This is a genomic window from Streptomyces sp. Da 82-17, assembly GCF_046098215.1.
Taxonomy (GTDB): Bacteria; Actinomycetota; Actinomycetes; order Streptomycetales; family Streptomycetaceae; genus Streptomyces.
In genome coordinates, this window is the sequence record NZ_JBJURH010000018.1 from 83,347 (window position 1) to 107,248 (window position 23,902).

General features: G+C 70.9%; 18 protein-coding genes and 1 pseudogene. 6 read left to right on the plus strand and 13 right to left on the minus strand.

The genetic code is table 11. The features are described 5' to 3' along the window. Positions 1-141: 141 nt before the first annotated feature. The 4 genes from ACIDOF_RS27000 to ACIDOF_RS27015 form a co-directional block, all read right to left on the minus strand. Positions 142-1,029: a FadR/GntR family transcriptional regulator gene (locus ACIDOF_RS27000; protein ID WP_409008703.1), complete on the minus strand. Its 888-nt coding sequence runs from the start codon at positions 1,027-1,029 to the stop codon at positions 142-144. 170 nt (positions 1,030-1,199) lie between these two features. Continuing rightward, on the minus strand, positions 1,200-3,203 hold the full coding sequence (locus tag ACIDOF_RS27005; RefSeq protein ID WP_409008704.1) for an ATP-binding cassette domain-containing protein: 2,004 nt from the start codon (positions 3,201-3,203) through the stop codon (positions 1,200-1,202). Positions 3,204-3,593: 390 nt separating this feature from the next. Then, complete coding sequence (locus ACIDOF_RS27010) at positions 3,594-4,346, minus strand: NUDIX hydrolase (RefSeq protein WP_409008705.1); 753 nt, start codon at positions 4,344-4,346, stop codon at positions 3,594-3,596. 131 nt (positions 4,347-4,477) lie between these two features. Beyond that, a complete protein-coding gene (locus ACIDOF_RS27015) occupies positions 4,478-6,184 on the minus strand; it encodes a DUF4192 domain-containing protein (protein ID WP_409008706.1) in 1,707 nt (568 codons plus the stop codon). Between the two features lie 132 nt (positions 6,185-6,316). On the opposite strand from ACIDOF_RS27015, the gene ACIDOF_RS27020 reads away from it, so the two are divergent. The 3 genes and pseudogenes from ACIDOF_RS27020 to ACIDOF_RS27030 all read left to right on the plus strand — a co-directional run bounded on the left by ACIDOF_RS27020 (position 6,317) and on the right by ACIDOF_RS27030 (position 9,898). Beyond that, the gene (locus ACIDOF_RS27020; RefSeq protein ID WP_409008707.1) at positions 6,317-8,488 is read left to right on the plus strand and encodes a RecQ family ATP-dependent DNA helicase; all 2,172 of its coding nucleotides are present in this window, start codon (positions 6,317-6,319) and stop codon (positions 8,486-8,488) included. Between the two features lie 221 nt (positions 8,489-8,709). Continuing rightward, a pseudogene (locus ACIDOF_RS27025) lies at positions 8,710-9,273 on the plus strand (hypothetical protein); the annotation flags it as partial. 397 nt (positions 9,274-9,670) lie between these two features. Next, the gene (locus ACIDOF_RS27030) at positions 9,671-9,898 is read left to right on the plus strand and encodes a hypothetical protein (RefSeq protein WP_409008708.1); all 228 of its coding nucleotides are present in this window, start codon (positions 9,671-9,673) and stop codon (positions 9,896-9,898) included. Between the two features lie 151 nt (positions 9,899-10,049). Here ACIDOF_RS27030 and ACIDOF_RS27035 read toward each other — a convergent pair whose 3' ends face one another. From ACIDOF_RS27035 to ACIDOF_RS27060, 6 genes are all read right to left on the minus strand, one after another. Further along, positions 10,050-10,730, minus strand: a complete 681-nt coding sequence (locus tag ACIDOF_RS27035; protein WP_409008709.1) for a hypothetical protein — start codon at positions 10,728-10,730, stop codon at positions 10,050-10,052. A 70-nt stretch (positions 10,731-10,800) separates the two neighbouring features. Next, a complete protein-coding gene (locus tag ACIDOF_RS27040) occupies positions 10,801-11,505 on the minus strand; it encodes a ribonuclease HII (RefSeq protein ID WP_409008710.1) in 705 nt (234 codons plus the stop codon). A 416-nt stretch (positions 11,506-11,921) separates the two neighbouring features. Continuing rightward, entirely contained in the window at positions 11,922-12,839 is a 918-nt protein-coding gene (locus tag ACIDOF_RS27045; RefSeq protein ID WP_409008711.1) for an ADP-ribosylglycohydrolase family protein, read from the minus strand. Between the two features lie 182 nt (positions 12,840-13,021). Next, positions 13,022-13,966 (minus strand): RNA polymerase sigma-70 factor, encoded by a 945-nt coding sequence (locus ACIDOF_RS27050; RefSeq protein WP_409008781.1) that lies wholly within the window; start codon positions 13,964-13,966, stop codon positions 13,022-13,024. A gap of 122 nt (positions 13,967-14,088) precedes the next feature. Further along, on the minus strand, positions 14,089-14,763 hold the full coding sequence (locus ACIDOF_RS27055; protein ID WP_409008712.1) for a histidine phosphatase family protein: 675 nt from the start codon (positions 14,761-14,763) through the stop codon (positions 14,089-14,091). 74 nt (positions 14,764-14,837) lie between these two features. Beyond that, positions 14,838-15,443 (minus strand): YdbC family protein, encoded by a 606-nt coding sequence (locus ACIDOF_RS27060; RefSeq protein WP_409008713.1) that lies wholly within the window; start codon positions 15,441-15,443, stop codon positions 14,838-14,840. Between the two features lie 145 nt (positions 15,444-15,588). Between ACIDOF_RS27060 and ACIDOF_RS27065 the strand changes: the two genes are divergently transcribed. Both ACIDOF_RS27065 and ACIDOF_RS27070 read left to right on the plus strand, forming a co-directional pair. Next, positions 15,589-16,119, plus strand: coding sequence for a TerD family protein (locus ACIDOF_RS27065; protein ID WP_409008714.1), 531 nt, complete (start codon positions 15,589-15,591; stop codon positions 16,117-16,119). Positions 16,120-16,147: 28 nt separating this feature from the next. Continuing rightward, positions 16,148-16,711 (plus strand): YrhB domain-containing protein, encoded by a 564-nt coding sequence (locus ACIDOF_RS27070; RefSeq protein WP_409008715.1) that lies wholly within the window; start codon positions 16,148-16,150, stop codon positions 16,709-16,711. Positions 16,712-16,808: 97 nt separating this feature from the next. Here ACIDOF_RS27070 and ACIDOF_RS27075 read toward each other — a convergent pair whose 3' ends face one another. Further along, positions 16,809-19,697 (minus strand): vitamin B12-dependent ribonucleotide reductase, encoded by a 2,889-nt coding sequence (locus ACIDOF_RS27075; protein ID WP_409008716.1) that lies wholly within the window; start codon positions 19,695-19,697, stop codon positions 16,809-16,811. Between the two features lie 160 nt (positions 19,698-19,857). Then, entirely contained in the window at positions 19,858-20,394 is a 537-nt protein-coding gene (nrdR, locus tag ACIDOF_RS27080) for a transcriptional regulator NrdR (RefSeq protein WP_409008717.1), read from the minus strand. Positions 20,395-20,895: 501 nt separating this feature from the next. On the opposite strand from nrdR, the gene lexA reads away from it, so the two are divergent. Next, entirely contained in the window at positions 20,896-21,681 is a 786-nt protein-coding gene (lexA, locus tag ACIDOF_RS27085; protein ID WP_409008718.1) for a transcriptional repressor LexA, read from the plus strand. Positions 21,682-21,908: 227 nt separating this feature from the next. Here lexA and ACIDOF_RS27090 read toward each other — a convergent pair whose 3' ends face one another. After that, positions 21,909-23,897 carry an ATP-dependent DNA helicase gene (locus ACIDOF_RS27090; RefSeq protein WP_409008719.1) on the minus strand — a complete coding sequence of 663 codons (1,989 nt, stop codon included), beginning with the start codon at positions 23,895-23,897 and terminating at the stop codon, positions 21,909-21,911. Positions 23,898-23,902 lie beyond the last annotated feature (5 nt).

Consider the following 23,902-nt stretch of genomic DNA (forward strand, 5'->3'; position numbering starts at 1 on the left):
GCACGGCGGAGACACTCGACTGCTCTCCGCTCCCTGCGACCCGGGCACGCGCACACGACATACGGAACATGAGCACGGCAGTGGTACGCGGCCACCCGGAAGCGCGCCGTACGCACCCGGCGCACGCGGCAGGCGTACAGCTCAGTGCTCGCGGGGCGCCGGGACCACACGCTCCACGTCCGGGTGGACGGTGAGCAGTTGACGCATCGCGGTCTCCGCGCCGACGCCGTCCGCGGCGCCGAGGGCCTCGACGATGCGCGCGTGGTGCGCCACGGCCGACTCGGTGGGGCGGTCGCATCCGGTCACCGGGCCGCCGGAGACCTGCAGGGCTGCCGAGACGATGCCGGAGAGGTGCTCCAGCATGCGGTTGCCCGCGACCTGGATGAGCAGGGAGTGGAACTCGGAGTCCGCACGGGAGAACGTGACGGAGTCTCCCTGCCCGAGGGCGTGCCCCATGATCTCGACCATGTCGACCAGGCGCTGCTGGACGTCCTCACGGCCGTGACCGGCGGCGAGGCGGGCGGCCAGCGGCTCGATCGTCCAGCGCAGCTCGCTGAGTTCACGGCGCTGGTCGTCGCGCTGCGGGCCGAAGGCACGCCACTCGATGATGTCCGGGTCCAGCAGGTTCCAGTCGCTGACGGGGCGCACGCGCGTGCCGACGTTGGGGCGGGCGCTCACCAGCCCCTTCGCCTCGAGCACGCGGAGCGATTCGCGGACGACGGTGCGGGAGACCTCGAAGCGCTGGCCGATCTCCTCGGGCACCAGCGGGCGGTCCGCCCCGAGGTCGCCGGAGACGATCATCTGGCCGAGCTGCTGGACGAGTTGGCCATGCAGCCCGCGGCCTCGGCTGCCCGCCGCGCGCCTGCCGGCGCGGTTCAGATCAGGCTCCGCACTCTCCCAGGAGGGAACGCCGACGCGACTGGTCGTGGGGGCCTCCGCGTAGTGATAGCGGTCGAGTTCGCCCGGTCCTGCGAGGCCGGTGTCGGCGGAGCGGGCGGTGGTCATCATGGTGTGCGCAAGGGTACTCACGGATCTTTTGTCGGCTCAGCGCTCAACCCCCTTGAGGTCTTTGGTGAAAAGCACACGAAAGGGTGATCGCCTACCTCGCTGCAATTGACGCCTTATCCGACAGAAACGACTCTCCTCCCGTAATCCCATGGGCAGTTGTGCACAAGCGCTGCAAGGGCGGACGTTCGGCACTATCGCGCTCTGCTGCGCAGCCCGGTCAGCAGGTACGCGCACAGCAGTGCGGCCAGACTCAACAGCAGTGCGCTGCCTACGGGTTGAGCGATCATGTGCACGACCCCGGCCACGAGGTGGTCGCCCTTCGCGGGCCACTGCACGAGCGTCACTTCCCGCAACCGCTCCGGCAGCCCGGCGGCCGAGCGCGCCGACGGCTCCGACAGCAGCTTCTCCACCACGGGCACCAGCACGATCGGCACGGCGAGCAACGCCGCCAACCCGGCTGTGGTGGACCGGAATACGCCCGCGGCGAGCAGGCCGGACCAGGAGCACGCGACGCTCAGCGCCAGCCAACTCGCCGCCATACCGGCCCAGTCGGCCGGCAGCCGCGTCACTTCCTCCCCGTACACGACGTGCAGCACCAGCCCGTCGGTCGCGATCGTCGCGGCCGCGATCAGGACTGCCGTGACCGCGCAGACCACGAGCTTGGCCGCCAACAGTCCGAGTCTTCGCGGTACGGAGCCGCGGTCTGCGGCGAGCGCGGGGTGCCGGAACTCGTCGCCGAACGACAGCGCGCCGAGCAGCCCCGCCCCCATCGCGGCGGGGGCCAGCGGGAGTTCGTACGGCCAGGCCGCGAGCATCCGCGGCAGCGGGGTGTGTCCGGAACGGGCCAGGTAGAGCGCCATGACGGCCGACACCGCGAGCACCAGCAGGGCCGTCACATAGCCCGTACTGATCCCGGCCGCCCGCCGCACCTCATACCGCAGCGGACGCAGCGGACTGCGTGCGGGGCGGGCGGTGATGGGCGGCGGGAGCAGCGGAAGTTCGGTTCTGCGCGCGGCGGTTGAGGTGCGGGTGGGGGTCGGGGTGGGTGCGTACGGGTTGGCGGCGCGGGCCGCGGCGTTGGCGACACCGGCCGCACCGGCCGTCAGCTTTCGCACTCGGCCGATGAGGGTTGAGGGGGCTGGGGTTGTGGTCGGGGTCGGGGCGGAGGCTGAGGTTGGGGCGGGGGCTGCGATTGAGGTTGGCGTGGGGATTACGGCTGTTGTCGCGCCCGCGGGGGTGGTGGGGGCTGTTGCAGGGGTGGGCTCGACCTCGGTCGGGTTGGGCGGCTCGGCGGGCTTGGACGGCTCGGCGCGCTTGGGTGGGCCCGAGTCGCCGACTTCGTCCGCGAGTTGATGGATCAGTACGCCGTGCCTGAACGCCGTCTCGCCCACGTCGGCGCAATTGCTGCCGTACACCGACAGCCTGTTGCCGTCCTCGCTCACCACCTCGAGCGAGCGCTTGGCCATCCTCGCCTCCTTGGTCAACAGTCGCCCGAGCCTTGCCGCGTGCGGGGACCGGACGGCGACGCGGGGCCGCAGCCGGGTGCGGGCGAAGTCCTCCGCGTCCTGGTCCGCCACCACCTTTCCCTGGTCGAGCGTGACGACGTGATCGGCGACGCGGGCCGCCTCCTTGGCGTCGCTCGTCGTGAACAGCACCGTGCCGCCCTGGTCGGCGTGGGCGCGGAGCATGGTGTTCATCCAGCCGCTCTCGCGGGCGGAGAGTCCGTCGGCGGGCGAGTCGAGCACGAGGGTGTGCGGGTCGGCCAGGAGCGCGCACCCCAGGCCGAGCCTGCGGTCCATGCCGCGCGACAGCGTGCCGAGCCGCTGATCGCGCAGGCTCACGAGGCCGACGACCTCGAGCACTTCGTCCGCTCTCGACACGGGCACTCCTGCTGCGGCGCACAGCATGCGCAGTTGGCCGCGCACTGTGCGTCCCGGGTGGCCCGGCACCTCGCCGAGCAGCACGCCGACTTCACGCGCCGGGTGCGCGATCCGGTGCAGGGGCCGGCCTCTGAAGTACGTGACGCCACGGCCGGGTTGTAGTTCGAGCATCAGTCGCAGGGCCACGCTCGGGCCGGCGTCGGCGCCTCCGAGCAGGGCGGTGAGACGGCCGGGGCGCGCCTCGAACGACACGTCGTCGACGACGGGAGGCAGGTCCCGACGGGGATTGCTGGTCAGTCCGGTTGCCTGGATCATCGCTTCTCTCGCGGAAAGTGGCGACCGCTCGGCGGCCGGTGGGCAGTCCGCCGGATCGGGGACGGACAGACCCCGTGATTACTTCAGCAAGATAGCCTTCCATTTCCGACTTTCCGGTCAGATGCGGCCTCTCGGGTGTGCCCGTCACCCGCCCTCAGCCCCCGTTGCGCGCACAGCAGTTCGCCCATGCGTACGGCTTGATTCGCACACCGGCGCACGTCATCGACCGCCGCGGCCTGACGAGTTGTGGACGTGCCAGTGCGAGACGGGGCTTGACGGAGTTGAGAGTTTCGAGATTGAGACTGTCGAGGGAGGGACTTGGGGCGGCTTACGACGGTGGGAACGGGTAAGCGTGATCGAACAGTTGAGGGGTGCGCCGTCAGCGCGTCCTCAGACCTCAGGGCGCAGCATCGGCGGGTTGAGGAGGGTGGCGCCGCCCGCCCGGAACAGCTGAGCGGGGCGGCCTCCCTGGCGCGTGGTGGTCCCGCCCGTGGGCACCAGGAACCCGGGCGTACCCGTCACCTTGCGGTGGAAGTTCCGCGGGTCGAGCGCCACGCCCCAGACCGCCTCGTACACCCTGCGCAGCTCGCCCACCGTGAACTCCGGCGGGCAGAACGCCGTGGCCAGCGAGGAGTACTCGATCTTGGAGCGGGCCCGCTCCACTCCGTCCGCGAGGATCTGCGCGTGGTCGAAGGCGAGCGCGCCCGTCTCCTCGTCCTCCGGCTCGAGGAACGTCTCGACCGGCGCCCAGCGCGCACTGTGCGCGTCCCCGCCCGCCTTGGGTGCGGGCAGGTCGGGGGCGAGCGCCAGGTGCGCGACGCTCACGACCCGCATACGGGGGTCACGCTTCGGGTCGCCGTACGTGGCCAGCTGCTCGAGGTGCGCCCCGTACCCGAGGTCGGGTGCCGGCGTGCCCGGGTCGTGCGCGCAGAGCCCGGTTTCCTCCTCCAACTCCCGGGCCGCCGCCGTCGCCAGGTCCTCGTCGGCCCGGACGAACCCGCCGGGGAGCGCCCAGCGGCCCTGGAAGGGGGACTCGCCTCGCCGGACCGCCAGCGCGCAGAGGGAATGCCGACGCACGGTCAGCACCACCAGGTCGACGGTGACAGCAAAGGGCGGGAAGGCCGACGGGTCGTAGGGCGACATGCCGCGATCATAGTCGTCTGCCTGACGATAAACACTCCCTTCGACGGTTCGTCAGTGATCATCTGTCCGTGCGGTGACTCTCGGCGGCTGATTCCGATCGGTCCCGCCCGTGGCCCGTCAGCCCGCCCCGGTCACGGCTGCTCGTCCTGCTGTTCACCACCCCCGCCCTTGGTGAGCCTGGCGTCGTCGTCCGACCGGGTTGCCGGGCCCCTCTGCGAGGCGCGGCTGCCGGGCGTCGGCTTCAGCTTCACCTCTGCCGCATCGCCTGCCGTACCGCCCGCCCCGACATCGGCCGCCGCCCGAGCGACAAGGCTGCGGCGGAGTTGCCTCGGGATCTGGACCGGGCTGTGCAGGCTGGTTCGGGTGCCGGGGCGCGGCCGCCCTTTGCGGCGAGCCCGTGCGGGAGCGGCCCGTCGATGGGTCCGCGTCTTCGGTGGCAGGGCGCGTACCCTGCGGCCGGCCCGGTTCGTCGCCCCGTCGGGCCCCTTGGCCTCCGCCTGCCCCTCCGGGACAGCGCTCCGGTGATTGCATCGCTTCTTCTCGCCGCGCGACGCCGACGCAGACGCAGACGCAGACGTGGACACCGGCTCCGGCCCCGACCGCGACTCCGACCTCGCCTCCGATTCCGGCTGTTCCTGCGGCAGGGCGGGCTGCGGCCCCCGGGCACCCTTCGCGCCGGGCCCGGACCCGGACTCGCGCTCCGGCCCCTGCCGCGGCGGATGCGCTTCGGTGCGCAGGCAGCGGCGGACCTCTTCGACATCAAGGCCCTGACTGCAGGCGGCGTGCAGGAGTTGGGCGAACCGGTAGAGCGGGTCGAGGTCCAGTGCGAGGCCTAGGGCGACCCTCGCCTCGGGTTCGTCGTCGAGCGACCACGCGACCCAACCCGCCAGCGACAGCGGCGCCGTGGCGAACTCCATGTACGGCGGGACGCAGCGGCGCGCCAGCGCCCGCCAGAGGCGAAGGGCGAGCGCGGCCTCGTCGCCCTCCATCCACTCCGCGGCCCGGTCCCGCGTCTCGCGTACCTGCAGCCCCACGAGCAGTTCCGCGCCCTCGCGGTCGCCGATGAGCTGGTCGTCCCTCCGGTCGGACTCCCGCACTCCTCCCACCGGCGGCGCTTCGCGGAACCGCTGCATGATGCGAGCTGCGGCCTCCAATGTCTCCTCCTCGACCTGGTCGCCCTCGGAGTTCATGATCACGCGCGGCACGAGCGACGAAGCAGCCGCGTCCAGGGCGTTCTTCAGCCCTGTCCCCTCCTCCCCGCGCGGGGCTGCGTAGCGGTCCTGCATCTGTCGCAGGCTGGTCGGCGTGGGGAGCCCCGCATACGTGGCGGCCGCAGCGGTGACGGACGTGCCCGGCAGGGCCATCGGGGTTCCGGCAGGGGGACAGCAGCGGGTGTCGGGGCAGACGTACGACCAGTAGCGGCGCGCGGAGATGCACAGGGCCTCCTCGACCAGGAGTCCATGGCTTCGGCACGCGGCGAGGAGCTGCTCGACCAGTGGCCGCAGCCGTTCCATGACCTGCTGAGGCGTCTCGTCCCCGCGTGGGTCCTGGCAGACGTACACGACCACTGCGGCCGGAGGGTCGACGTACCTCTCGGCGCCGACCAGGAGGCAGCCGACCAGTTGGTCCGCGATGGACGGCCAGTCCTCCGTCTCCTCGGGGATGCCCAGGCGGACGCGGCCGCCGAAGGTCTGCCCGCCGTGTTTGGTCACGAGGACCACGCTGTCGTCTGGGTGGAATCCCATCAAGTACGGGAGCGTGTCGGCGAGTTCGGCCGGGTTGCGCCTGGTCTTCATGGACTTGCCGGGGCCGTCTGCGGCTTCGAAGTGATTCGTCATGCGGCGACTCTGTCGCGGATTCTCGGGCTCCGGTTTTCCTGTGGATAACCCTGACCGTGGACACGTCAGGAGTTGTCCACAGGTCCGCGGACCCATTCGCCGAATGTCAGAGCCATCGGGTTGCATGGACGCATGAGCAACGAAGAACTCCGCACGGAGGCCGACGCCGTACTCGCCCGTCTCGTCGGCGATCAGACCGGCCGCGCCCGGCTGCGCGAGGACCAGTGGCGGGCGATCGAGGCACTCGTCGCCGACAAGCGCAGAGCCCTCGTCGTGCAGCGCACGGGGTGGGGCAAGTCCGCGGTGTACTTCGTCGCGACCGCGCTGCTGCGCGCCCAGGGAGGCGGCCCCACCGTGATCGTCTCCCCGCTGCTCGCGCTCATGCGCAACCAGGTCGAGGCGGCCGCTCGTGCGGGCATCCACGCGCGCACGATCAACTCGTCCAACACCGAGGAGTGGGAGACCATCCAGGCCGAGGTGGCGGCCGGACAGGTGGACGTCCTGCTGGTGAGCCCGGAGCGTCTCAACAACCCGGATTTCCGTGACGAGGTGCTCCCCCGCCTCGCCGCGGCCACAGGCCTCCTCGTGGTAGACGAGGCGCACTGCATCTCCGACTGGGGCCACGACTTCCGGCCCGATTACCGTCGGCTGCGCACCATGCTCGCGGACCTTCCGCCAGGAGTCCCGGTCCTCGCCACCACGGCCACGGCGAACGCCCGCGTCACGGCCGACGTCGCGGAGCAGCTCGGCACGGGCGGAGGCGCAGGCTCCGACGCGCTGGTGCTCCGCGGCCCCCTGGACCGGGAGAGCCTCAGCCTCGGCGTGCTCCAACTCCCCGATGCGGCCAGCCGGTTGGCCTGGCTCGGTGAGCACCTCGGCGAACTCCCCGGCTCGGGGATCATCTACACCCTGACGGTCGCGGCGGCCGAGGAAGTCACGGCGTTCCTGCGCCAGTGCGGGCACACCGTCTCCTCGTACACGGGCAAGACCGAGAACGCGGAGCGGCAGCAGGCCGAGGAGGATCTGCTCGCCAACCGCGTGAAGGCCCTCGTGGCCACGTCCGCCCTCGGCATGGGATTCGACAAGCCCGACCTCGGCTTCGTCGTGCACCTCGGCTCGCCCTCCTCCCCGATCGCGTACTACCAGCAGGTGGGCCGAGCCGGCCGTGGAGTCGAGCACGCGGAAGTGCTGCTTCTGCCGGGCAAGGAGGACGAGGCGATCTGGCGGTACTTCGCGTCGGTCGCCTTCCCGCCGGAATCGCAGGTGCGCCTCACTCTCGACACCCTGGCGAGCGCGGGCCGCCCGCTGTCCCTGCCCGCGCTCGAGCCGCTGGTCGAGCTGCGCAGGACCCGGCTGGAGACGATGCTCAAGGTTCTCGACGTGGACGGCGCGGTCCGCCGCGTCAAGGGCGGCTGGATCTCCACCGGCGAGCCGTGGGTGTACGACGCGGAGCGGTACGCGTGGGTCGCCCGTCAGCGTGAGGCCGAGCAGCAGGCGATGCGGGACTACGCCGGCACGTCGGAGTGCCGAATGGAGTTCCTGCGGCGCCAGTTGGACGACGAGGAGGCGGCGCCGTGCGGTCGCTGCGACAACTGCGCGGGCCCTCGTTTCGACACGAAGGTCTCCGCGGGGGCGCTCGACGCGGCGAAGGGCGAGCTCGGCCGCGCCGGGGTGGAGGTCGAGCCGCGGAAGATGTGGCCGACCGGGCTGGCTGCCGTGGGCATGGACCTCAAGGGACGGATCCCGGCGGACCAACTCGCCGCCACCGGGCGGGCGCTGGGGCGGCTCTCGGACATCGGCTGGGGCAACCGGCTGCGGCCCATGCTGAGTCCACAGTCCCCGGACGGCCCGATTCCGGACGATGTGGCTCGCGCGGTGGTCGACGTTCTGGCCGACTGGGCGAAGGGGCCGGGAGGTTGGGCCTCGGGCGAGCCGGACGCGCTGCGCAGACCGGTCGGGGTGGTCGCCATGCCGTCCCGGACCCGTCCGCAACTGGTCCGGTCCCTGGCCGACCACATCGCCACGGTCGGCCGAATGCCACTGCTCGGCTCCCTCGCGTACGGTCCCGGGGCGGACGAGTCGAGCCCGTCGCGCAGCAACAGCGCTCAGCGACTGCGCGCCCTGGACGGCACGTTGACGGTCCCGGAGGAGTCGGCCGAGCAGCTCCGGCAGACGGCCGGCGGACCGGTGCTGCTCGTCGACGACTTCACGGAGACCGGCTGGACGCTCGCGGTGGCCGCCCGCCTGCTCCGAAAGGCCTCGGCGGAGGGGGTGTTGCCGCTGGTACTGGCCATTCAGGCGTGAGGCACGCGTCGAACGGTGTGGTGGGGGCAGGGATATAGGCGGCGCACCCGCTGATTACGGGCAACGGCTCCAACTGCTCGTTGCCTGGGGCCGGTGGGCGGGCGAGAATTGGGGCCAGCTCCCCGCACGGCTCGCCCGTGGTCCGGCAGTGCTGTGCCGCGGTGCGCTCCCGACCGTCCGACCTCGCCCGCAGGTGTGGGCGTGCAGCCGAAGGGAGGACCGTGACCTTCGGATTCACTCCGTCCGCAGCGGCATCGAAGCCGGGGGCGTCGCAGCCCGCCGAGATGTCCGACTCCAGCAGCAACGAACTGGCCCGTGTCCTGGAACCCTCCGAGTGGGCCGCGGCGGGGATTCCGCTGCTGCGAGATCCGCGTGAGGTCGTCAGCGGCCTGCATGTGCGGCATCTGCCCACGCCGGAGACCGCGGTGGTGGCGGTCCTGGACCAGGACGAACGGCTGCGGGCCAGCGCCTCGTTCACGCGGCGGGCGCCGGGCGCGGACGGCTGGGTGATGCGCAACGCTCTGCTGGCGCAGCTGCGTCGGGTCATCCCGCACGACCTGCGGCGCCGCACACCGGCCCGTACGGCGGTGTTGCTGTACTGCCGCGAGGGGGACGCGCGGTGGACGCAGGAGGACGGCGCGTGGATGTGGGGGCTGCGGGACGCCTGCACGTTGCACGGGCTGCGGTGCGGGGCGTACATCACGCTGACGCGCGGCGGTTGGCAGGTGCTGGGCGAGGGGCGCAGCGGACGGCGGCCGCACATCGGCTCGTCGCCGGGGCGGTTCGAGGGCGGTTGGCGTCTCTATGAGGCCGACGAGGTCGAGTACGGGGGCGGGCGGCAGGACGAGTTGAAGAGCGTCGACGGCGACGACATCGACAGGAAGGAGGAACTGGAGCGGGAACTGTGGGCCGAGGAGCGGTCACGGCGACGGGATCGTCCGCCGTCGATGGACGAGCGGCTGCGCGCCGGCGCCGCGTCCACCGCCAACTCCCGCGTGAACGCCAACGGTTCGGCGGCGGCAGCGACACCGTCCCGGCTCGCCTCCGGCGGAGGAGCGCAGGGACTGCGAAGGGGCGCGGCACGCTGAGCCGAGTCACGGGGACGTCTGCGGCAACGGGCAACCGGCAACGGGTAACCGGCAACCGGCAACGCAGACGGTTGCAGGCGACGACTGCACGCTGATGGCTAACGGCGCCGAGGTGCGGCAGCTGCGTACGACGGCGTTCCGACAGCCGGACGACTCGTACGGCTCGTACGACTCGTACAGCTCGCACGAACACGAACGAGCCTTCCGCCGAGCCAGGCCTACCGAGCCACCGGACCAACAGATCCACCCAGCCACCGGCCACGAGCACCAGCACCAGCACCAGCACCAGCACCAGCACCAGCACCAGCACCAGCGAACGTGAACCGACCTGAGGCCGCGCGACGTACGCCGACGCGGACGCGGACCTTCAGGTTCAGGCGTTCACATGCACCGACCACGTACTGCCCAACTCCCCACCCACCAGCGCCAGACACTGGCGATTCAGAAGCCGGGCGCAGGGGGTGTGGAGGGTGTCAGACCCCGGCGCCCAGGGCGGAGTTGATGCGCTGCGGGTCGCCGCAGACGATCAGCAGGGCTCCGGCCCGGCCGAGGGCGACGGGGAGGGCGGTGACCGCGTCGTTGTCGGAGCCGCCGTTGACGGCGACGACGACCACGGGGCGGTTGCCCACGCGGGTGAGGTCGGCTGCGGCGGCGTAGAAGACGTCGTCGCCGGCGTCGTGCTGGGCCCAGTAGGCGTCCGCGCCGAAGGACAGCTCGTGGGCTGCCCACGGGTGCGGGTCACCGGTGGTGATCACCAGGATCTCGCCGGGCTGGCGACCGCTGTCGAGCAGCAGGTCGACCGCTTCTTCCGCGGCGTCCAGCGCGCCCTCGGCGGAGGCCGGGATCAGCTGGATCTGCGGGGTGCCGGCCGACTTGTCCGCGGTGCCATGCGCAGCGGCCGGAGCCGTGGCGGGCGCAGCGGGAGCCGCCGGAGCGGCGGGAGTCGCAGGCGGGGCAGGCGGGCCCGGCTTGGCCGGGGTGCGCTGCGCGGGAGGCGTGGGCCTGGGGGGACCCGGGCGTCCCGGTCGCGGCGGTGCTGCGGGGCGGGGGCCGGGTACGGGGCGGGGGGTCGGCGCGGTGCGGCCGTTGGCCGAGGCTGCGCGGGGACCCTGGGCGCTCTCGTGAATCTGAGGCTCCTCGGGAATGAGAGGCATGAGTGGTTGTCTATCAAATGCCGGTGCGCACCGCACCGGCGGGTGGCACATGAGTGCGACCGGCATGGTGTCAGAAATCGAAGCCGAGTTGCCCCTCGATTTCCGGGATGCTGCCGCTGAGTACCGGTACGCGGTTCTTCTTGAGGTGCCGCCACTTGGGCAGCGCGTCGAGATAGGACCACGAGAGCCGGTGGTACGGGGTGGGGCCCCGCTCCTCAAGCGCCGCCTTGTGCACCGGCGAGGGGTAACCCGCGTTGGCGCCGAAGGCGAAGTCTGCGTGCTCGGCGTCCAGTTCGGCCATCATGGCGTCACGGCTGACCTTGGCGATGACCGAGGCCGCCGCGACGGCGACGCAGGACTGGTCCCCCTTGATGACCGTACGGACCTTCCAGGGGGAGCCGAGGTAATCGTGCTTGCCGTCGAGGATCACCGCGTCCGGGCGGACGGGCAGCTCTTCGAGCGCACGCACCGCGGCGAGGCGGAGCGCGGCGGTCATGCCGAGCTCGTCGATCTCCTCCGGGGAGGAGTGCCCGAGCGCGTAGGCGGTGACCCAGCCTTTGAGCACCTCTGCCAGCTCGTCGCGCCGTTTGACGGTGAGGAGCTTGGAGTCGGTGAGTCCGGCGGGCGGTCGACGCAGTCCGGTGACCGCCGCGCAGACGGTGACGGGCCCGGCCCAGGCGCCTCGTCCCACCTCGTCTACCCCGGCGACGAGCTTCGCTCCGGTGGTTGCCCGAAGGGAACGCTCGACGGTGTGGGTGGGTGCTTCGTACGGCATGGCGCCAGACAGGTTACGCCGCCTGGTGGGCGGTGCGACACCCCGGTTCCCGGAACGGGGACGTCGAGGTCCCACTGCCCGAAATCCGGACGCCGGGAGGGCCTCACGCAAGCGCACAAGCCCGACCAGAAAATTGCAGCAGCAACCGCAAAACGACGCGCGCGAACCGACCTCGCCGCCCACCCGCAGCTCAGCCCAGCGCAGCGCGCACGGCCGCCAACGCAAAGCCACACGTAGCCCACAAGTAGCCCACGGGAAGCCCACGGGGGCCAATGCGGAGCCGCAGCGAGCCCTCAACTACCCGAAAAAGCGAACAAGTTCACCCTGCATGTCGCGAAGCGCCACGCCACCCTCAACCCCAGGCCCATGCCACCCCAACCGCGGCCCCACGCCACCTCACCCCCGCAAGGGAAACCTCACACAGAGGCTGGAGCCCACTCCGGCAGGGCCTCGGTTTGCTGAAGCCAAGACTCCGGAGGCGCCGTCCCGCGTACGGAGGAAACGACTCCGCCGACGATCGCGCAGGTCGTGTCCATGTCCCCGCCGACCTGGGCAGTCGTCCAGAAGGCGTGCTCGAAGTCGCCGAGGGAGCGGGCCGCGGACCAGAGGGCGAACGGCACCGTGTCGTGGGCCGTGGTGCGGCGACCGCACCCGAGGACGGCGGCGACGGTCGTGGCGTCGCTGTAGTCGAGCATGTCCCGCGCCCGCCGCAGCCCCGCGCCGACGGCGCTGCGCGGTACAAGTGCGACGACGCCGTCGAGGAGGTCGGCCGGCTTGGGCGGCCCGGCCGGGTCGGCGGCGAGCGCGGCGGCCGCGGCGACGGCCATCGCGCCGACGACCGCCTCGCGGTGCTGATGCGTGGGGTAGGCGGAGATCTCCGCCTGGTGGGTGGCCTGCTCGGGGTCGTCCGCGTACCAGGCGCCGAGCGGTGCGATCCGCATGGCCGCGCCGTTGCCCCACGAGCCCTGGCCCTTGAACAGGGCGGACGACAGCTCGCGCCAGTCGCCGCCCTCGCGGATGAGCCGGAGCAGCCGGTTGACGGCCGGGCCGTAGCCGCGGTCGAAGTCGTGGTGCTCGGCGAAGGAGTCGGCGAGCGCGTCCTGATCGATGCGCCCGTGCGCCACGAGGACGGCGAGCACGGAGCAGGCCATCTCGGTGTCGTCGGTCCACTGCCAGGTGCCTTGCGGGACTTCGCGGCGCTTGAGGAGCGGGTAGTTCGCGGGCACGAAGAACTGGGAGCCGAGGGCGTCCCCCACCGCGAGTCCGCGCAGCGAGGCGAGCGCACGCTCCAGGCGCTGCTGGGATGGCTGCTGGGATGAGGAGTCAGCGATCATGGCTCTGCCACTCTAATGCGGCGACCCAGGGACCGGCACCACACCGACGGCAACCGGCCGACCCGGACCGGCACCACACCCACCGCAACCGCCCCACCCGGACCGGCACTACGCCCACCGCAACCGGCCCACCCTCCCGGGAGCAGCCCCAGCCACCACCGGAAGGGCAAGATCCCGTCGGCTCACCACCCCGGCCCCCGCCGGGTGAGCCGGGTGAGCCGGGTCTCCGACTCGACCCGCGACAACTTCTCCGGATTCCGCACGTAGTACAGCCCGCTGATCCGCCCGTCCTCGACCCGGGCCGCCATGACGCCGTCCAGCTCGCCGTCGAGGTGCACGACGAGCGCCGGGTTCCCGTTGACGACGGTGGGCGCGAGGCTGATCGGAAGGACGTTCTTGCCGAGCCCGCCGATCATGAAGCGGGCCACCTTGTCCGCGCCGACGATCGGCCGCGGCGAGGCCTGCTTGATGCCGCCGCCGTCGCCCATGAGAACGACGTCGGGGGCGAGCACGTCGAGGAGTCCCTGCAGGTCACCGGTCTCCAGGACGCGCCGGAACGAGTCGAGCGCGGCCCGCGTCTCGTCCTGCGACACCGACTGCCGCGGCCGTCGCGCGTCGACGTGCTTGCGCGCCCGGTGCGCGATCTGCCGTACGGCGGCGGGGCTCTTGCCGACGGCGTCCGCGATCTCGTCGTACCCGAAGTCGAAGGCCTCGCGCAGGACGAAGACGGCGCGTTCGGTGGGCGAGAGCGTTTCGAGGACGAGCATCAGGGCCATGGACACGCTCTCCGCGAGCAGCGCGTCCTCGGCCACGTCCGGCGCGGTGAGCATCGGCTCGGGCAGCCACTGTCCGACGTACGACTCCTTGCGGCGCTTGAGTGTGCGCAGGCGGTTGAGGGACTGCCGGGTCGTCGTGCGGACCAGGTAGGCGCGCTGGTCGCGGACCTGGGTCAGGTCGACCTTCACCCAGCGCAGCCAGGTCTCCTGCAGCACGTCCTCGGCGTCGGCGGCGGAGCCGAGCATCTCGTACGCGACGGTGAACAGCAGGTTCCGGTGGGCCACGAACGTCTCGGTGGCCTCGTCGAACCCGTCCCCCGCGCCCTCACCCATGTCCATGCCGTCACCCATGTCCATGTCCACGTCCATGCCTGCGTCCGTCCCCGTATCCATCCGGCCACTCCTCCACTCGAAAAGGGTCCGACCTCAAGACACCGGCCGCCCCTCGCCCGTGACAGCGCCCGGGCGGGCGGCTAGCGCGGCCGGCCGTACGTGTCGTACGTGTACATCTCCGGCTCGCGCCAGCGGACGAACGGGCGGTCCAGGGTGTAGCGGCCGTCCGGGCCCAGCAGCAGCGTCCGCATCTCGGCGTTGCCGGGGTTGGACAGGGCCTCGAACTCGGCGACCGTCCAGTGGAACCAGCGCATGCAGAACAGCCGCATGGTCAGGCCATGGGTGACGAGCAGGACGTTCGGCGGATGGTCGGGCGCCTCGAAGCTGCGGTACAGGCTCTCCAGGAACGCGCCCACCCGGTCGTACACATCGGCCCCGGACTCGCCCTGCGCGAAGCGGTAGAAGAAGTGCCCGTACGCGTCGCGGTACGCCTTCTGCAGCCGGACGTCGTCACGGTCCTGCCAGTTGCCCCAGTCCTGCTCGCGCAGCCGCGGCTCCTCGCGGACGCGGATCAGGGCGGGGTCGAGGTCGAAGGCGCGCAGCGTCTCGTGGGTGCGCCGGTACGGCGACACGTACACGCTGACGCGTTCGCGGCCGAAGAGTTCCCGCAGGTGGGCGCCGGTGGCCTCGGCCTGGCGGCGGCCGATGTCGGTGAGCCGGAGCGCGTGGTCGGGCTCCCGCTCGTAGACGGTGTCGTCGGCATTGCCCTCCGACTCTCCGTGCCGGACGAGGACGATGCGCCGAGGACGTGCCATACGGAAACCCTAGATCGGCTCATCGCACCAGGGTCAACCGAGCGCACCCGAAGGGCCCCTGGCGGCGGGAGACGTCAGACCGTCCAGGACGGTTCGAGCTGCACCACATCGCCGTTGAGCGCCGCCACGTCCGCCTCGGTCTGCGCCCGCAGGGTGAGCCGCTCCACGCGCTCCACCTGGTACTTGCCGTACTCGGCAGTCGACTGCCACATCGAGAGCACCAGGAACTCGTTCTCCGGCGCCTCCCCGAAGAGCCCGCGCACCATGCCGGGCGAACCGGCCATCGCCGGGTTCCAGATCTTTTCCTGTACGTGCGCGAAGTGCTCCACGCGCTCCTCCCGCACCTTGCAGTGCGCGAGGCGCAGCACGTCCGCGCCGGTGAAGTGCGGCTCGAACCCCGTCTTCACGTCGAAGCGGTGATCGAACAGCTTGACCTGCAGGTCTTTGTACGTACCGGCCTGGGCGGCGTGCAGCCGGTCGTGCGAGCGGGCCATGAAGGAGTCGTAGAAGGCGCGGCTCTCCCAGAACGATATGACGTGCACGGTGTCCGGCCACCGTCGGCTCCAGCCACCGCCCTGCCCTCGAAACCCCGGCTCTCCCAGAAGCCCCGCCCACTTCCGCTGCCCCCGCTCGAACCCCCGGCGGTCCACCACGGTGCAGCGAATCCACTTGACCAGCACCGCGCCATCTTATGCCGCAGGGCAGCCCGGCGGTCACTGCCTGTGGACAACCGGTACCCCGCTTGTCAGTGGCAGGCCGTAACGTGTCTCATCGGACCTGACCATGTGAGGGATCATCAACTCGCCGTCCAGGAGGGGGAGTCCAGTGAGCAGCGTGAAGAAGGGCCTCGGCAAGGTAGAGGTCGCCCTGAGGTGGGACCCGAGCCCGATGGGGGCGCCGGAGCACGACTTGGACCTCGTCGCGGCGACGTACACGACGGGCGCCGGGTACGCCGACCCGGAGTACGTGGTGCACTTCGGCAGCCGTTCCCCGGACGGCACGATCAACCTCAACCGCGACAGCCGCACGGGCCAGGGCTTCGGGTACGACGAGGTCATGACCCTGGAGTTCGACCGCCTGGCGGAGACGTACACGCGGGTCGTGGTGGGTGTGGTGATACAGCAGAACGACGGCCGCAAGACGTTCGGCGACATCGAGAACACCGGCGTCCGCATCGCCGAGGGCTACACGGAGTTGGCGACGAGCGACCTCGCCGAGGCCGCGGGCGGCACGGCGGCGACGATCGCCGAGTTCACCCGCGACCCGGAGACCGGCACCTGGGAGTTCCGCAGCACGATCCGCGGCTTCGACGCCGACCCCACGTCCTTCACGACTCAGCTCAGCGCGCTGAGTTGAGCACCGCAGGCACCCGGGCCCCGGCCTCGTGATCTCGCGGCGGGACGCGGTCCGGGCTGTCCAGGAACAGCTGGAGCGCGACCACGAGCGGTGGCGGGCCACGCATCCGGACACGCTGCGCATGGCCGTCCTGGAGGTCGAACGGCACGAGCTGGTCTGGATCGTCCACTGGCAGTCCGAGCCGTACGTGCGCACGCGCGACCCCGAGTTCCAGGTGGCAGGCAACGGCCCGTACCTCGTGGACCGTGTCGACGGCGGGCTGCACCGCATCGGCGTCGTCACGGCCCTGACCGGCGAATGGGAGGCCGACTACCGCGCCCGGATCCGCGGCCTCCCGGTGCGCACGGCGGTGGACGATCTGCACGACGCGGTCCGCGAAGTCGCCGCCGGGAGCGGCCAGTTGCCCGCCGTCCGGGAGCTGCGCAGACGGCTGCCGGTGCTGTCGCCCGCGGAGGCGCTCGCGTACGTGAAGGGCTTGCTGGCAGGGGACCCGTCGGCGCGGCTCGTGGGCGTGGCGACCGGGGAGCTCGTGGAGCCCCTCGATCCGGTGCTCGCCGTGGAAACCGTCCGCCCCGGCGCACCGCCCTCCTGAAAACGCCGCCGGGAACGACGAAGGGCGTCGGCACAAAACCGACGCCCTTCCTCAACTCTCAGCAGCCGAGCTGCCGTTCAGCGCGTGAGCGCCCGGCTCAGCTGCAGCCGCTGGTCGAACCGCAGCCCTCGCAGATGTAGCAGGACCCGGCCCGCTGCATCTTCGTACCGCAGGAGAAGCAGAGCGGGGCGTCGGCCTGGATGCCCAGCTGCATCTCGACGAGCTCCGCGGAGGTGTGCGCCTCCTTCGGGGCGGTCTTCGCGGTCTCGGCCTGCGGCGCGGACACCGACTTCAGCAGCTCCTGGGCCCGCGGGGCGGACTGGGCCAGGGACTCGACGTCGACCTCGTCCTCGGTCGGCTCGTACGAACCGGTCTCCAGGTGGCGCTGACGCTCCTCGGCGGAGTGGATGCCGAGCGCGGAGCGCGTCTCGAACGGCAGGAAGTCGAGCGCCAGGCGGCGGAAGATGTAGTCGACGATCGACTGCGCCATCCGCACGTCCGGGTCGTCCGTCATACCGGCCGGCTCGAAGCGCATGTTGGTGAACTTCGAGACGTACGTCTCCAGCGGGACGCCGTACTGCAGACCGACCGAGACGGCGATGGAGAAGGCGTCCATCATGCCCGCGAGGGTGGAGCCCTGCTTGGACATCTTCAGGAAGACCTCGCCGAGACCGTCGTCCGGGTAGGAGTTGGCGGTCATGTAGCCCTCGGCGCCGCCGACGGTGAACGAGGTGGTGATGCCGGGACGGCCCTTCGGGAGACGCTTGCGGACCGGGCGGTACTCGACGACCTTCTCGACCGCCTCGCGGATGGTCTCCTCGGCCTTGTCGGCGATCTCGGCCTTCTCCTCCTCCTTCTTCTTGGCGGAGAGGGGCTGACCGACCTTGCAGTTGTCGCGGTAGATGGCGAGCGCCTTGACGCCCATCTTCCACGCCTCGAAGTAGACCTCCTCGACGTCCTCGACGGTCGCGGACTCCGGGAGGTTGACCGTCTTGGAGAGGGCGCCGGAGATCCACGGCTGGATCGCGGCCATCATGCGGACGTGGCCCATCGCGGAGATGGAACGCTCGCCCATGGCGCAGTCGAAGACCTCGTAGTGCTCGGTCTTCAGGCCCGGGGCGTCGATCACGTTGCCGTGCTCGGCGATGTGGGCGACGATCGCCTCGACCTGCTCCGGCTGGTAACCGAGGCGGCGCAGCGCCTGCGGCACGGTGCCGTTGACGATCTGCATCGAGCCGCCGCCGACCAGCTTCTTGAACTTGACCAGCGCGAGGTCGGGCTCCAGGCCGGTGGTGTCGCAGGACATCGCGAGACCGATGGTGCCGGTCGGGGCGATGACCGAGGCCTGCGAGTTGCGGAAGCCGTGCTTCTCGCCGAGGCGGACGACGTCCTGCCAGGCCTCCGTGGCGGCGGCCCAGACCGGGGTGTCCAGGTCGTCCATGCGGACGGCCTTGGCGTTGGCGTCGGCGTGCTGCTTCATGACGCGCTTGTGCGGCGTCGCGTTCTTCGCGTACCCGTCGTACGGGCCGACCACGGCGGCGAGTTCGGCGGAGCGCTTGTACGACGTGCCCGTCATCAGGGAGGTGATGGCGCCGGCGAGCGCGCGGCCGCCGTCGGAGTCGTAGGCGTGGCCGGTCGCCATCAGCAGGGCGCCGAGGTTGGCGTAGCCGATGCCGAGCTGGCGGAAGGCGCGGGTGTTCTCGCCGATCTTCTGGGTCGGGAAGTCCGCGAAGCAGATGGAGATGTCCATCGCGGTGATGACCAGCTCGACGACCTTGGCGAAGCGCTCGGACTCGAAGGACTGGTTGCCCTCACCGTCGTCCTTGAGGAACTTCATCAGGTTCAGCGAGGCGAGGTTGCACGAGGTGTTGTCCAGGTGCATGTACTCGGAGCACGGGTTCGAGCCGTTGATGCGGCCGGACTCCGGGCAGGTGTGCCACGCGTTGATGGTGTCGTCGTACTGGATGCCGGGGTCGGCGCAGGCCCAGGCGGCCTCGGCCATCTTGCGGAAGAGGGACTTGGCCTCGACCTCTTCGATGACCTCGCCGTCCATGCGGCCGCGCAGGCCGAACTTGCCGCCGGACTCCACGGCCTTCATGAACTCGTCGTTCACGCGGACCGAGTTGTTGGCGTTCTGGTACTGGACGGACGTGATGTCGTCGCCGCCCAGGTCCATGTCGAAGCCCGCGTCGCGCAGGGCGCGGATCTTCTCCTCCTCCTTCACCTTGGTCTCGATGAAGGACTCGATGTCGGGGTGGTCGACGTCGAGGATGACCATCTTGGCCGCGCGGCGGGTGGCGCCACCGGACTTGATGGTGCCGGCGGAGGCGTCGGCGCCGCGCATGAAGGAGACGGGGCCGGAGGCGTTGCCGCCGGAGGAGAGCAGCTCCTTGGAGGAGCGGATGCGGGAGAGGTTCAGGCCGGCGCCGGAGCCGCCCTTGAAGATCATTCCCTCTTCCTTGTACCACTCCAGGATCGACTCCATGGAGTCGTCGACGGAGAGGATGAAGCAGGCGGAGACCTGCTGCGGCTGCGGCGTGCCGACGTTGAACCACACCGGGGAGTTGAAGCTGAAGATCTGGTGCAGGAGGGCGTACGCCAGCTCGTGCTCGAAGATCTCGGCGTCCGCGGGAGTGGCGAAGTAGTTGTGCTCCTCGCCGGCCTTGCGGTACGTCTTCACGATCCGGTCGATCAGCTGCTTCAGACCGGTCTCGCGCTGCGGGGTGCCGACGGCCCCGCGGAAGTACTTGCTGGTGACGATGTTGACCGCGTTCACCGACCAGAAGTCGGGGAACTCGACGCCACGCTGCTCGAAGTTGACCGAGCCGTCGCGCCAGTTGGTCATGACGACGTCACGGCGCTCCCACTCCACCTCGTCGTACGGATGCACGCCGGGGGTGGTGTGGATGCGCTCGATGCGCAGACCCTTGCTCTTGGAACCCTTGGAACGGGAACCTCGTGCCGGGCCGCTCGCCGTCTCTGTCATGCCGCCTCCCTTTATCGGGCTAAAACGCCCTAAAGTGCCTCGTTCTTCCCCGTGGCACGGTGTGTGTCTGGTGTCGTGGGCACCCCGAGGGCACCCATGACGGGTCTGGATCGCCGCTGATCGGCCGGACCGGTCCCGCGTGGCCCGCTCCGGCCCGCCGTCAGTCGGCGGCAGTGGCGGGCACGGGGACCTCGACGGTCCCTCCGAGCCCGCTCTCGGCCTGATGGCCGTCGTTCTCGCCACTCGCGGAGCCACGCTGCTCCCGGAGTTCCGCGATGGCGCTCTCGAAGTCCTCGAGCGAGTCGAACGCCCGGTAGACGGACGCGAATCGCAGGTAGGCGACGAGGTCGAGCTCACGCAGCGGTCCGAGTATGGCCAGACCCACGTCGTGGGTGGTCAGCTCGGCGCTGCCGGTGGCGCGCACCGCCTCCTCGACCCGCTGGCCGAGCTGGGCGAGAGCGTCCTCGGTCACCGGTCGCCCCTGGCATGCCTTGCGCACACCATTGATGACCTTGGTACGGCTGAAAGGTTCGGTCACCCCGCTGCGCTTGATCACCATCAGCGAGCAGGTCTCCACGGTCGTGAAACGACGGGAGCAGTCCGGGCACTGACGGCGCCTGCGGATCGACGTGCCGTCGTCCGTGGTGCGACTGTCGACGACGCGGCTGTCGGGGTGCCTGCAGAAGGGGCAGTGCATAACTCCCAACCCTCCTTCACAGCACGACTGAATGGCCTCGAAGAGGGCCTTGAGCCCCTCGAAGCAGCCCCAAGCATAGGCGATGGCCGAGGCCTCGGAGGACCAGGGACCACAACTTCTGGGTGCCGTCGCCAATCCAACCACTAGATCTGGGGTTTGGCGTCACATTCGGCGCCATCGCGTGTCGCGGGCGCTGTACCGAGAGGGGGTCGCCGACGAGGGTACGCGAAGGGGGTGGAGCCCGATCCGGGAGGCCTCTGATGGCACACTGGAAAGCACCACTGCGGGGGTCCTCGACGTCGGCGGTGAAGCGTACCGTAATGAACCGAACTGCCGTTCGCCCGAGCGTCGGCGAGAAGGCCCGGCGGGCGTCAGCCATACACCCAGGCTCATGATCACGTCAGGCGGTCCGCGTTTTTTCACTCGAACGTGTGTTTGGCGCAACCTTTCGAAAGCTACTACCGTTGTCCAGCTAGGGAGAACATCTCGAGAGGGGCCGCCGTGACCACCACCGCAGACAGCGCCACCATCACCGCCCAGGACCGCGCCCAGGGCCGACTCGAGCCGGTGCATGCCATGAATGACGCAGCCACGAACCCGGAGGGGCCCAAGCCCACGCGCTCGCTTCCCGGGCGACCTCCAGGCATCAGGGCGGACAGCACAGGGCTCACGGACCGCCAGCGCCGGGTCATCGAGGTGATCAGGGACTCCGTGCAGCGCCGGGGGTACCCGCCGTCCATGCGGGAGATCGGCCAGGCGGTGGGCCTCTCCAGCACGTCCTCCGTCGCGCACCAGCTGATGGCCCTGGAGCGCAAGGGCTTCCTCCGCCGCGACCCGCACCGCCCGCGCGCGTACGAGGTGCGTGGCTCGGACCAGCCCAGCAGCCAGCCCACGGACACCACCGGCAAGCCCGCCGCGTCGTACGTCCCGCTGGTCGGCCGGATCGCCGCCGGTGGGCCGATCCTCGCGGAGGAGTCGGTCGAGGACGTGTTCCCGCTCCCCCGCCAGCTGGTGGGTGACGGCGAGCTGTTCGTCCTCAAGGTCGTCGGTGACTCGATGATCGAAGCGGCGATCTGCGACGGGGACTGGGTCACCGTCCGCCGCCAGCCCGTCGCGGAGAACGGCGACATCGTGGCGGCCATGCTGGACGGCGAGGCCACGGTGAAGCGGTTCAAGCGCGAGGACGGTCACGTGTGGCTGCTGCCGCACAACTCCGCGTACCAGCCGATTCCCGGTGACGAGGCGACGATCCTCGGCAAGGTCGTGGCAGTGCTGCGGCGGGTGTGAAGTCGGGGGTTGCACCCCCGTGCCCCCTGCCCCCCCTAGTCCGGGCCCCGGAACCTACTGCGCCGGTTCCGGGGTCCTGCGTTTGCGTCCACGCGCCGTCCGGGCCCCCGCCTGCGCTTTCGCGCCGCTGAGCTTTGCTCGCCTCGGCGGCTGCCCGCTGCGTCGTGGTTGAGCGCGCAGTTCCCCGCGCCCCTTTCGGGGCGCCCTGCCTCGGTCGGAGAGAAGGCTCAAGCCTCCGCCTGCTTCGCCGCCGCGTCGATCGCGGCCAGGGAGCGGCGGACCTGGTTGCGGTCCGTCGTGTACCAGAACTCGGGCAGTGAGGCCTTCAGATAGCTGCCGTAGCGGGCCGTGGCCAGGCGCGGGTCCAGGACCGCGACCACGCCCCGGTCCCCCGACGCGCGGACGAGACGGCCCGCGCCCTGCGCCATCAGCAGGGCCGCATGCGTGGCGGCGACGGCCATGAAGCCGTTGCCGCCGTTGTCCTCCACGGCCTTCTGGCGGGCGCTCATCAGCGGGTCGTCCGGGCGCGGGAACGGGATCTTGTCCATCACGACCAGCTGGCAGCTGGAACCCGGCACGTCCACGCCCTGCCAGAGCGAGAGCGTGCCGAACAGACAGGTCTTCGGGTCCGCCGCGAAGTTCTTGATCAGCTCGCCGAGGGTCTCCTCGCCCTGCAGCAGGATCGGGAACTCCGGGATACGGGAACGGAGTTCCTCGGCGGCCTGCTGGGCGGCCCGCATCGAGGAGAACAGGCCAAGGGTGCGCCCGCCGCTCGCCTGGATCAGCTCCGTCAGCTCGTCGAGCATGTCCCCGCGCGTGCCGTCGCGGGACGGGCGGGCCAGATGCTTCGCGACGTACAGGATGCCCTGCTTGCCGTAGTCGAAGGGGGAGCCGACGTCGATGCCCTTCCAGACGGGGAGCTCCTCCGCCTCGCCCTCCTGGCCGGCGAGGCCCTCCGGGGCGAGGCCCAGGGAGGCGCCCACGCCGTTGAAGTCGCCGCCGAGCTTGAGCGTGGCCGAGGCGAGGACGACGGAGCGGTCCGTGAAGAGCTTTTCGCGCAGCAGACCGGAGACCGACATGGGGGCGACGCGAAGCGAGGCACCGAAGCGGTCGTGCCGCTCGTACCAGACGACGTCCCACTCCGAGCCGTTGGTGATGCGCTCCGCGACGTCGTGGATGTTCTCCACCGAGGCCAGGGCCTGCTTGCGGACGGCGTCCTCGTCCTGCACCGACTTGTCGCGGGTCGCGCCGATCGCGGAGATCGTGTTGCGCGCGGCGTCCCGGAGCGCCAGCAGGGCGTAACCGAGGTCCTCGGGGATCTCCTCCAGGCGGCCCGGAAGGGCCAGCTCCATGATCCGCTCGAAGGTCTCGGCGGCGGTCTGGAGCTGGTCCGCGATCTTCTCGTTGACCAGCTTCGCCGAGTGGCGGACCGCGCGGTTCACCTGGCCGGGAGTGAGCTCGCCGGTGGCGACGCCGGTGACGCGGGAGACCAGTTCGTGCGCCTCGTCGACGATGAGCACCTCGTGCTGCGGGAGCACCGGCGCGCCCTCGATGGCGTCGATGGCGAGCAGCGCGTGGTTGGTGACGATGACCTCGGCGAGCTTCGCGCGCTCCCGGGCCGCCTCCGCGAAGCACTCCGCGCCGTACGCGCACTTGGAGGCGCCCAGGCACTCGCGCGAGGAGACCGATACCTGCGACCAGGCGCGGTCGGAGACGCCGGGCGTCAGGTCGTCCCGGTCCCCGGTCTCCGTCTCGTCCGCCCAGTCGCGCAGGCGCAGCAGGTCCTTGCCGAGCTTGCTGGTGGGCGTGGCCGCCTCGAACTGGTCGAAGAGGCCCTCCTCCTCGTCCTGCGGCACGCCCTCGTGCAGGCGGTGCAGGCACAGGTAGTTCGACCGGCCCTTGAGCATGGCGAACTGGGGGCGGCGGCGCAGCAGCGGATGCAGGGCGTCGACCGTGCGCGGAAGGTCGCGCTCGACCAGCTGGCGTTGCAACGCGAGGGTGGCCGTGGCGACCACCACGCGCTCCCCGTGGGCGAGCGCGGGCACCAGATAGCCGAGGGACTTTCCGGTGCCCGTGCCCGCCTGGACGAGCAGGTGGGAGCCGCCGTCGATGGCCTCGGCGACGGACTCGGCCATGGTCACCTGGCCGGGGCGCTCCGTGCCGCCGACGGCTTCGACGGCGGCGTGCAAGAGATCGGGGAGGGAGGGCTTCGTCATAGGCC